Source organism: Streptomyces phaeoluteigriseus (genome assembly GCF_001896135.2).
In the GTDB taxonomy this organism is placed as follows: Bacteria; Actinomycetota; Actinomycetes; order Streptomycetales; family Streptomycetaceae; genus Streptomyces; species Streptomyces phaeoluteigriseus.
In genome coordinates, this window is the sequence record NZ_MPOH02000080.1 from 1 (window position 1) to 1,255 (window position 1,255).

General features: G+C 61.8%; 1 protein-coding gene and 1 pseudogene. One reads left to right on the forward strand and one right to left on the reverse strand.

Annotation, left to right across the window (positions count from 1 at the left end):
- The first annotated feature begins 122 nt into the window (after window positions 1-122).
- Window positions 123-557, forward strand: a complete 435-nt coding sequence (locus tag BM536_RS39100) for a hypothetical protein (RefSeq protein WP_073500217.1) — start codon at window positions 123-125, stop codon at window positions 555-557.
- 601 nt (window positions 558-1,158) lie between these two features.
- Here BM536_RS39100 and BM536_RS40120 read toward each other — a convergent pair.
- Window positions 1,159-1,255: pseudogene (locus BM536_RS40120) on the reverse strand (IS5/IS1182 family transposase); the annotation flags it as partial.

Consider the following 1,255-nt stretch of genomic DNA (forward strand, 5'->3'; position numbering starts at 1 on the left):
AGACCCGGCAGCGACACGAGCAAGAACACGCCCTCGCAGCGTAAGCATCGAGTGTCCAGCATCACGGGGAAACTTCAATCGATCCATCATACGGTCTGTGGAACAGCGCCAAGAACGACTGGTTGATATCCGGTCACCAGGAATACGGCGTCAACCTGAAGTGGAAGAACGGCAACAGCCCGGTACCCAACCCGTACCCCACTCCGACGCCGCAGCCCGGCACCAAGTCCGTCTCCACCTGGAACTGCCAGACCGAAAAGCACGCGGTCCGGCTGTGGATGCGGGACGCTTCGGCGACCAACTCGTGGACCGACCTCGGCATGATGAACTCCCAGTACGTGGGTTCGAGCTGCGGCTCTCAGACCTCCGCTCCCGCCAAGACAACGAGCCTCACGGCATCCGGACACATCTACCAGCTGCTCACGATCGACCCCAGCCACTCGGGATGTAGCGACGCCAATCCCGACCAGGTGAACGGGTCTTGCCGCACAAGCGAATACTGGTTCCAGGCCGACCCCAACGGAACGACCAAGAACGTGGTCGTCGGATCTCCCTAACAAGGGATCCAGGCACCAAGCCAACGACAGCAGCCACTGTCGACGGGTCCGTCCCACTATGACTGGGACGGACCCCCAGCAGGCTAAAGCCGAAAACACTCCCACTGCGCCGACCCTCCCCCCGTGTCACAGCACCCCACGGTTGCCGTCGCAGAACATAGCCAACGAATATTAGGCTGCTTCACCTGGAAAGTGCCTCCGACAGGGGTGGGAACAAGGACCTCAGCAATCCTCATTCTCGCTGGTCAGGGGCACTTTCTTCCTGCCTGATCACCTGCCGGACAGCACGCTTCATGAAAGCGCGAGGCTAATGCGGTGCAAAGTCGACGACGAGCCCGTGATCCGCCGGTCGCCGGTGATCGCTTCACGCGTCGCGTTCCCCACCACACAACCAGCTCCGGCCGGCCGCAATCCGTGCAGGGTCATGAGGGATCTGTTCCGGGTATGAAGGCTTTCGGCATGGAGCGTGGAGCGGGGCTTTCGAGGAAGGGCGAAGGTGTCGCTGGGTGTTTTGTCCGCCGGACTGGCAGAAGATCGCCTTGAGGAGATGGTGCTCCCGGGCCGTCCTCTGCCTTGCCCGACGCCGAGGCAATGAGCGTTTTCAGCGTTGCTTCTCCAGGGTGAGGACGGCTTTGGTGGTGACGCTCATGCGGTTGGGGCTGATGCGGGATCTGCGGAAGATCTGCCAGGACTTCAGC